Origin of the sequence: Streptomyces callyspongiae (assembly GCF_047200695.1) — a bacterium.
Lineage (GTDB): Bacteria > Actinomycetota > Actinomycetes > Streptomycetales > Streptomycetaceae > Streptomyces.
Map to the genome: position 1 here is coordinate 42,057 of NZ_JBJZOM010000027.1, position 8,242 is coordinate 50,298.

An 8,242-nucleotide genomic window follows, 5' to 3' on the forward strand; every position below is an offset into this window, starting at 1 on the left:
GCCCATCGTCGGGCCGGTAGGGCCGTGCCGCTCGGTGCTTCGTCAAGGGCGACGAAGCACCGAGCGCCGCGTACGCCGCCGGGTCACTCGTCCCGAGCGAGACGGGCGGCGCTCAGCGCCGCCCGAAGGACCTGTATGCCGTGGGCCGTCGTCGGGTCGAAGCCGCTGAGCTGCCTGATGCGCTGCAGCCGGTAGGTGAGGGATCGCCGGTGCAGGTGCAGCGCCTCGGCGGTCCGCCCGCGGTCCAGGCCGCAGTCGAAGAGAACCTCGAGAGTGTGCCGCAGGTCGGTACCGCTCCGGAGCGGTTCGAGAAGGCGGGTCAGCTGCTTCCGGATGTCCGGCTGACGGGCCAGGGCGAGCTCGACCAGGAACTCCTCGGCCCGGTACGGACGGCTCTCCGCGTCGGGTGCCGCGCAGACCAGCACGAGGGTACGGCGGGCCTCGTGGTGGGCCGCCGGAATGTCCCCCACGGTCGGGGCGTACGCCTCTGCCACGCGCAGCCGGTGCCCCCAGACCTCTGCGAGCGCCTCCGTCAGATCCGCCGCAGTCTTCCGCGCAATCGCCGGACGATCCTCCACCGGCACCAGCAGGGTCATTCCACCCACGGAGGGGCCGCCGCGCCAGAGCGCACCCTCCGACTTCAGCAACACCTGCTCGGCCGCGGTCTGCCGGCCGTCGAGGCGGGGCCTGTCCGCCGGCACCGGCCGGTACAGCAGGATCAGGTATCCAGCAGGCGGAGGAGATGTACCCGCCGGGCGGCGGCCCGCCAGCAAAGCCTCGAGGAGCAGTTCACGGGCGGCCGACCGCCTCCCCCTCTGCCGACACGCCTCCAGGTAGCTCTCCGTGACGGCGTCCAGGACACGGGGCAGCTCACGGACTCCCCACCGGGTGAAGGCCACCGGATGCACGGTGTCTCCCGGTTCGGCGAGAGCGAGGCACTCCCGCAGGCCGGCGGTGTGCGCGACCTCGAAACCGGAACGGAAGTCGGCGAAGGGGAAGGCCTGCAGCGCCCGGGTGCGGGCCAGGGAGCGGTAGACCGCCAGATCCTGCTCGTCCAGCGGCTCGTCGCTCGCGGCACGGTCCAGAACCGGGCGCCACGTCTGGTGCACCTCGCGCAGCAGCAGCGACTGCTGTGTCGCCGACTGCGCGCCGTAGGAGGGCACGTGACGGATCAGTTCGTCGCGGATCGCGACGGCAGTGGCGTCCCGTCGTGCAGTGAGGCGCCCGAAGAAGGCCGTATCACCCATCGTCGCTCCCCGCGCTCCACCGCTCCGGCGGAACGGTCCCTGCGAGCCGGCAGCCCAGCACGGCCCGGCGACGCGGAGCAAGCGTAGTCGGCATGCTGCCGATACGCACCACCGGGATCGTGCGGCGGCACGGTCGATCCTCCAGGGTGCAGAGGCGGCACCGGGAGCGAACAGTGACCGGTTGGGAAGAAGCTCGGTTCCCGGTTGCCCGGGTGGGAGGAGTTCCGGTGCTCCGGCTCCGGTTGCACGGGAGAACCTTGTGGACGCGCCCGCCGCCTGCTCCGATGTGGTCTCCCGGTGGCGAGCGGCGCCACCCTCGGCTGAGAGAGCGAATCATGGGCAAGATGCGCAAGGCGCTGACCGCGGCGACCTTGACCACACTGATGGCAGGCGGCCTGAGCCTGGCGACGGCCGGACCGGCCCAGGCGGCGTGGCAGTGCTCCGTGCCTCCCGGTATGACCTACAACTGGAAGACCTGGGACGCCGGGTGCGGGGTGCCGAACGGCATGAGCTACAACGTCGTCGCCCCCTCGGAAGGCATGTGGGCCTGCCTGGTGCCGACCGGCTGGAACTGGACGGCCTCGCGCAGCAGCAACCTGTGCAGCGCCAACGCCGGGTTCCCGACCACCGAGTACCGTCTCACCAAGGCCGGCTGACACGCCCCCCGGAGGCCGTCGTCGACCTCTTCGTCGCCCAGGGTTCGGGCGCTCCCGGACCCTGCGGGCGACGGGCAGGGGCCGGAACGACCGCAGCTTCCGCCGGCGCAGCGACGTGCCCGGTGCCGGTGCCGTCGACGCGCATCACCCGAACGGCGGGCGTGCAGGCTGCCGGAGCACGGGCCCGCCCACGGGTACCGTCACGGTGTGAAGGCAATTCGTCGCTTTTCGGTACGTCCCGTCCTCCCCGATGCCCTGAGTGCGCTGCACGACCTCGCCCGCAACCTGCGCTGGTCCTGGCACGCCGACACCCGCGCGCTGTTCGGGACCGCGGCCCCGCAGCCGGGCGACACCACCGCCACGGACCCGGTCCGGGCGCTCGGCTCCCTGTCGGCCGAGCGACTGTCGGAACTGGCAGCCGACCGCGGCTTCCTGCGGCGGCTCGCCGTCGCCGCGGGTGACCTGCAGGACTACCTCACCGAGCCGCGCTGGTACCAGCGCGCAGGCGGAGAAACCCCCCGCGCCGTGGCGTACTTCTCCCCGGAGTTCGGTATCACCAGCGCCCTGCCGCAGTACTCCGGCGGTCTGGGCATCCTCGCGGGCGACCACCTGAAATCCGCGAGCGACCTCGGTGTGCCGCTGATCGGCGTCGGTCTTCTCTACCGGCACGGCTACTTCCGCCAGAGCCTCTCCCGCGAGGGCTGGCAGCAGGAGCACTACCCCGTCATCGACCCGGACGAGCTGCCGCTCGAGAAACTCCGCGAGGAGGACGGCACCCCGGCCCGCGTCGAACTGACGCTCACCGGAGGGCGTCAGCTGGCGGCCCAGGTGTGGATCGCGCAGGTGGGCAGGGTGCCGCTGCTGCTGCTCGACTCCGACGTGGAGGGCAACGAGCCCGCCGAACGCGAGGTGACCGACCGCCTCTACGGAGGAGGCAGCGAACACCGGCTGCTCCAGGAGATGCTCCTGGGCATCGGCGGCGTCCGTGCCGTCCGGGCCTACTGCCGGGTCGCCGGCCACCCGGCCCCGGAGGTGTTCCACACCAACGAGGGCCACGCCGGGTTCCTCGGCCTGGAACGCATCCGGGAACGTGTCGCGGACGGTGCCGGGTTCGACGCCGCCCTGGAGACCGTACGGGCGGGCACCGTCTTCACCACCCACACGCCCGTGCCGGCGGGCATCGACCGCTTCGACCGCGATCTGGTCGCCCGCCACTTCGGTGAGGACGGCGAACTCCCCGGCATCGACGCCGACCAGGTCCTCGCACTCGGCCGCGAGACCTACGACGGCGGCGACCCCACCCTGTTCAACATGGCCGTCATGGGCCTGCGGCTGGCCCAGCGGGCCAACGGCGTCAGCACGCTCCACGGACGGGTCAGCCGCGAGATGTTCGCCGGGCTCTGGCCCGGGTTCGACCCCGCGGAAGTGCCCGTCACCTCCGTCACCAACGGCGTCCACGCGCCGACCTGGCGCTCGGAACGCGTCCCCGCAGACCCGCACCGCCGCTCCGACGCCGAACTGTGGGAGATGCGCCGCGCCCTGCGGGAACAGCTGGTGCACGAGGTCCGGGAGCGGCTCCATGCCTCGTGGTGCCGCCGGGGCGCCGCACGCGCCGAACTGGGGTGGATCGACGGCGTGCTCGACTCGGACGTGCTCACCATCGGTTTCGCCCGGCGCGTGCCCTCCTACAAGAGGCTCACGCTGATGCTCCGCGACCCGGAGCGCCTCACCCGTCTGCTGCTGCACCCCACCCGGCCGGTGCAGATCGTCGTCGCGGGGAAGGCCCACCCCGCCGACGACGGCGGCAAGCGCCTCATCCGGGACCTGGTCCGCTTCGCGGACGACCCGCGGGTGCGCCACCGCATCGTCTTCCTCCCCGACTACGGGATGGCCATGGCGCAGAAGCTGTACCACGGGTGCGACGTCTGGCTGAACAATCCGCTGCGCCCCCTGGAGGCGTGCGGCACCTCCGGGATGAAGGCCGCCCTCAACGGCTGCCTCAACCTGTCGGTCCTCGACGGGTGGTGGGACGAGTGGTACGAGCCGGACTTCGGGTGGGCCGTTCCCACCGCGGACGGACAGGCCGCCGCGGACGACGAACGGCGCGACGACATCGAGGCGGACGCGCTCTACCGCCTCGTGCAGGACCGTGTGGCACCGTGCTTCTACGACCGCGGCGTGGCCGGTGACGGCCTGCCCGGCCGGTGGATCGACATGGTGCGGCAGACCCTGGGCCGCCTCGGCCCGAAGGTTCCGGCCGACCGCATGGTGCGGGAGTACGTGGAACGCCTCTACGTCCCGGCGGCCCGCGCCCACCGGGCGCTGGACGGTCCCGCCGCGGGACGTCTGGCGGAGTGGAAGGCCCGGGTGCGCCGCGAGTGGCCGCGCGTCGCGGTGGACCGGGTGGAGCACGCCGGTGCGGGGGCCGAGAACTCCTCGCTGGAACTCGGCGGTTCGCTGACGGTCAGGGTCCGTGTGGCCCTGGGGGCGCTCACCCCGGACGAGGTGGAGGTGCAGGCTGTCGCCGGGCGGGTGGACGACTCCGATGCCCTCGTCGATCCGGACACCGTGCGAGTGGTGCTCAAGCCCGACGGCGGACCGGACATGGAGGGCCGCTGGACGTTCCAGGGCCCGCTGGCGCTGGACCGCACCGGTTCGTTCGGCTACACGGTCCGCGTGCTGCCCGCCCACCCGCTGCTGCCGGTGCCGGCCGACTTGGGCCTGGTGGCGGCTCCCGCGGCCCCGGACGGGACGGACCCCCGCGCCGCGCCGGGAGTGCTGCTGCGCTGAGGTGCTCAGCGTTCCGTCATGCCGGCGTCCCGCGCGGTCAACCCGGCCTGGGTGCGGTTCCGGCAGCCCAGCTTGTCCAGCACGCGGGACACGTGCCCCTTGACGGTGGCCTCGGAGAGGTGGAGCCGCGCCGCGATCCGCCCGTTGGACAGCCCCTCGCCGAGGCCCGACAGCACCTCCTGCTCCCGCTCCGTGAGCGAGGCGACCAGGCGCCGCGCCCGCGCCCGACGGGCGTCCTGGTCGTCCGGGCCGGCCACCAGCCGGCGGGCGGCGGCCGCGGAGAGCACGGTGTGGCCCTCCGCGGCCACCCGTACCAGCCCGATCAACTCCTCCGGCGGAGTCGACTTGACCAGGAAGCCCACGGCACCGGCCCGCAGCGCACGCCGCACGTAGGTGTCGGCGTCGAACGTCGTCAGGACCACCACGGCCGGCGGGTCGGTGTCCCGGCCGAGGGCGTCGATGGCGGTGAGACCGTCGGTGCCCGGCATCCGCAGGTCCATCAGCACGACGTCAGGCCGGTGGCGGCGCACCGCCTCCACACCGGCCGCGCCGTCGTGCGCCTCGCCGACGACCTCGATGTCGTCGGCGGAGTCGAGGATGGTGCGCAGCAGCCGGCACACCATCGGTTCGTCGTCCACGACCACTACCCGGACCACCGTCACACCGCCGCTTCCGCCGTCGCCACGAAGGCAGGCAGGACCGCCTCGAGCCGGAAGCCGCCGTCCGGCGAGCTGCCCGCCCGCAACTCCCCGTCGACCAGCTCGACACGCTGCCGCAGGCTCGCGATGCCCGAGCCGGAGCCGGTCGCGGCCAGGCCGCTGCGTGCGGGGTCCTGGACCGCCGGGGTGTTGTGCACACTGAGGCGTACCCGCGAGTCCCCGTAGTGGACCTGCACCGTCACCTCCGCTCCGGGCGCGTGCTTGCGCACGTTGGTCAGTGCCTCCCGCACGATGCGGTAGGCGGTGCGGCCCACCACGGGCGACGCCAGCGAACGGTCGCCCTCCTGGCGGAGCTCCACGGTGAGGCCGACGGACCTGGATTCCTCGATCAACTGGGCGAAGTCCGCATCGGTGGGTGAGACGGCCACCTCCCGGGGAGTCCGGAGCACACCCACCAGGTCCCGCAGTTCCTCCAACGCCTGGCACCCGCCGGCCCGGAGTTCCTCGGCGATCTGCCGCACAGCGGTGTCGGAGCTGGTCACGCCCAAGGCTCCGGCCTGCAGGACCATGAGACTGAGTCGATGCGTCACGACGTCGTGCATCTCTCCGGCGAGGCGGGCGCGCTCCTCGGCACGGGCCTGCTCGGCGAGGAGATGGCGTTCCCGTTCGGCGCGCTCCGCCCGTTCGGTGAGGGCGCGCACCAGCCGTCGCCGTGCGTCGAAGTACAGCGCCAGCAGCGGGCCGACGGTGACACTGAGCAGCCCGACGACGGTGACCGGGAAGGACCACTCCCACACGCGGGAGACGATCACCGCGAGCACGCCGAGCGACAGGAGGGCCGTACGCCGGTCGGCGCAGTACAGCATCGGGCTGTAGGCGGCGAGCACCGTGGCGTACGGCATCCACAGATTGCCGGGCGTCTGCGGCACGATCAGGCCCAGCGGGGAGATCAGCAGGGTCACCGTCAGGGTGAAGGCAGCGAGGACGCCCACGACCAGTATCGGTGCGCGTCGGCGCCACACCAGGCCGAGGCAGGCGGCCGCCTGCACGGCGAGCAGTGCCCACGCCGTCGGCGACGGGGCCGCGGGCCACCAGGTCGCTCCGGCCAGGGTGGTCGCGGTGTCCAGTGCCGCGAAGAGGACCGCGAGCGCCAGATCGGTGGCCAGGTGGTGGCGCTGGTGCCACGCCGCTGCTCTCATGCCGCTCACGGTAGGGCACCTTCGCCGCGCCGCGGCCCGGGCGCGGGGGAACCCGGGACGGTCGTAGGGTGCCGGGCCCTACGAAAGGAGGGGGTGCCCGGTGGCGCCGGGCCGTTCGTCGGTGCGGGACGCGACGTCCTGCTCTGTCGCCGACCCGCCGGCCGGTGGTGTCCTCGAGGACATGAACGCTCACGGAGGATCCACCACGAAGCGCCCCCGGCTCGGCCGCTGCGCGATCGACACCGAAAGGTCGCGCATCGGGTTCGCGGGCCGGCACCTCTTCGGCCTGCTGCCGGTCCGGGGCACGTTCGCCCTCCGGTCCGGCACGGTGGACGTGGCCGAACCGCTGCAGGACTCCTGCATCGAAGTCGAGATCGACGCCGGAAGCTTCCGCACCGGCAATCCCCGCAGGGATCGCGACGTGCGGTCGGCGAAGTTCCTGGACACCGACCGGCACCCGGTCTTCCGTTTCTCCTCGGAGCGGGTGGACGAGGCCGGAGTGTCCGGTGGCCTCACGGTGCTGGGCGTCTCCCGTCCGGTCCGGTTGGAGATCCGGGAGTACACCGTCTCCGGGCCGGACGGCTTCACCGTACGGGCCACGACGCGACTCGACCGCACCGAGTTCGGGGTGACGGCGGCCCCCGGCCTGGCGGGGCGTCACCTCGACGTCACCGCGGAGGTCTTCTGTACCTACCGGTGACTGCCTCCCACCAGGGGGTGGAAGGCATCAGGGGGAGTCCACCGGCGGGGCCGGCGGGGGCCGGTGGGCACCAACGGGGGAGGGGCCGGTTCCGCGGACGTACCGCGGAACCGGCCCCCTTCATCGGCGTTCACCGGAGGTGGGGTGGACCTTCGCTCAGAAGGTCAGGCCCCAGCTGTCGATGTAGCCCGTGTCGTAGCTGTAGACGTCCTGGACGCGCAGCTTCCAGGTGCCGTCTGCGCTCTCCGAGGAGGCGTCGACCGTGTACGTGGTGTTCACGTCGTCGGCCGAGTCGAAGGCGCTGTCCTTCAGGCGGTAGGAGGTGCCGTCGGGAGCGACCAGGTCGATCACCAGGTCACCGCGGTAGGTGTGCTTGATGTCGACGCTGACCTTCAGGTCGCTGGGAGCGTTGCCGCCGACACCGCTCACGGCGATCGAGGAGGTCACGGCCGCACCGGCGTCCGGGATGGAGACGTCGGTGGTGTTCTCGAAGTCCGCGCCCGGGTCGCCGGAGCCGCCGGGACGGTCGCCGACGTTGACGGCGGCCCAGGCGTTCTCGACGGCCAGCTGCTCGGGGCTGTCGGTGCCGTACAGCTCGGCGGCGGCCTCGACGGTGTGGGTCCGGGCCTGTGCGAAGGACTCGCTGGAGACCATCTTCTCGGAGAGGGCCTTGAACCAGATCTTCTCGGCCTTGCCGATGCCGATGCCGGTCACCGGCAGCCCGTCGTAGGTCGGGCTGTCGTAGGTCACGCCGTTCACGGTCTTCTGCCCGTCACCCTCGGAGAGCAGGTAGAAGAAGTGGTTGGCGATGCCGGACGAGTAGTGCACGTCGGAGTTGCCGGCGCCGGAGGACCAGTAGTCGAGCGAGCTGCCGTCCTTGCTGGGCTCGTCCATGTAGCGCAGCGGCTCGCCGTTGCCGAAGATGTCGATCTTCTCGCCGACGAGGTAGTCGCCCGGGTCGGAGGAGTTGTTCGCGTAGAACTCCACGGCC

The 8,242-nt window shown here is 72.3% G+C and carries 7 protein-coding genes; 3 read left to right on the forward strand and 4 right to left on the reverse strand.

What is annotated here, in order from left to right; all coding sequences use genetic code 11:
* Window positions 1–83 precede the first annotated feature (83 nt).
* Complete coding sequence (locus ACL06G_RS20755; RefSeq protein ID WP_412786411.1) at window positions 84–1,247, reverse strand: PucR family transcriptional regulator; 1,164 nt, start codon at window positions 1,245–1,247, stop codon at window positions 84–86.
* Window positions 1,248–1,582: 335 nt separating this feature from the next.
* Between ACL06G_RS20755 and ACL06G_RS20760 the strand changes: the two genes are divergently transcribed.
* Both ACL06G_RS20760 and glgP read left to right on the forward strand, forming a co-directional pair.
* The gene (locus tag ACL06G_RS20760; protein ID WP_412836467.1) at window positions 1,583–1,903 is read left to right on the forward strand and encodes a hypothetical protein; all 321 of its coding nucleotides are present in this window, start codon (window positions 1,583–1,585) and stop codon (window positions 1,901–1,903) included.
* A gap of 207 nt (window positions 1,904–2,110) precedes the next feature.
* Window positions 2,111–4,693 carry an alpha-glucan family phosphorylase gene (gene glgP, locus ACL06G_RS20765; RefSeq protein ID WP_412836468.1) on the forward strand — a complete coding sequence of 861 codons (2,583 nt, stop codon included), beginning with the start codon at window positions 2,111–2,113 and terminating at the stop codon, window positions 4,691–4,693.
* A gap of 5 nt (window positions 4,694–4,698) precedes the next feature.
* Here glgP and ACL06G_RS20770 read toward each other — a convergent pair whose 3' ends face one another.
* Together ACL06G_RS20770 and ACL06G_RS20775 are read right to left on the reverse strand one after the other, a co-directional pair.
* Window positions 4,699–5,349 carry a response regulator gene (locus ACL06G_RS20770; RefSeq protein ID WP_412786506.1) on the reverse strand — a complete coding sequence of 217 codons (651 nt, stop codon included), beginning with the start codon at window positions 5,347–5,349 and terminating at the stop codon, window positions 4,699–4,701.
* A 2-nt stretch (window positions 5,350–5,351) separates the two neighbouring features.
* Window positions 5,352–6,551, reverse strand: coding sequence for a sensor histidine kinase (locus ACL06G_RS20775; RefSeq protein ID WP_412786408.1), 1,200 nt, complete (start codon window positions 6,549–6,551; stop codon window positions 5,352–5,354).
* Between the two features lie 181 nt (window positions 6,552–6,732).
* Here ACL06G_RS20775 and ACL06G_RS20780 point away from each other — a divergent pair, with 181 nt between their 5' ends.
* On the forward strand, window positions 6,733–7,251 hold the full coding sequence (locus ACL06G_RS20780; RefSeq protein WP_412786407.1) for a YceI family protein: 519 nt from the start codon (window positions 6,733–6,735) through the stop codon (window positions 7,249–7,251).
* Between the two features lie 156 nt (window positions 7,252–7,407).
* Here the strand turns inward: ACL06G_RS20780 and ACL06G_RS20785 are convergent.
* A partial coding sequence (locus ACL06G_RS20785) for a M4 family metallopeptidase (protein WP_412786406.1) occupies window positions 7,408–8,242 on the reverse strand: 835 nt, incomplete at its 5' end.

Excerpts from the sequence above, each read along its gene's own strand:
- ACL06G_RS20755 (WP_412786411.1), bottom strand. The coding sequence starts at position 1,247 with ATGGGTGATACGGCCTTCTTCGGGCGCCTCACTGCACGACGGGACGCC.
- ACL06G_RS20760 (WP_412836467.1), top strand. The coding sequence starts at position 1,583 with ATGGGCAAGATGCGCAAGGCGCTGACCGCGGCGACCTTGACCACACTG.
- ACL06G_RS20775 (WP_412786408.1), bottom strand. The coding sequence starts at position 6,551 with ATGAGAGCAGCGGCGTGGCACCAGCGCCACCACCTGGCCACCGATCTG.
- ACL06G_RS20780 (WP_412786407.1), top strand. The coding sequence starts at position 6,733 with ATGAACGCTCACGGAGGATCCACCACGAAGCGCCCCCGGCTCGGCCGC.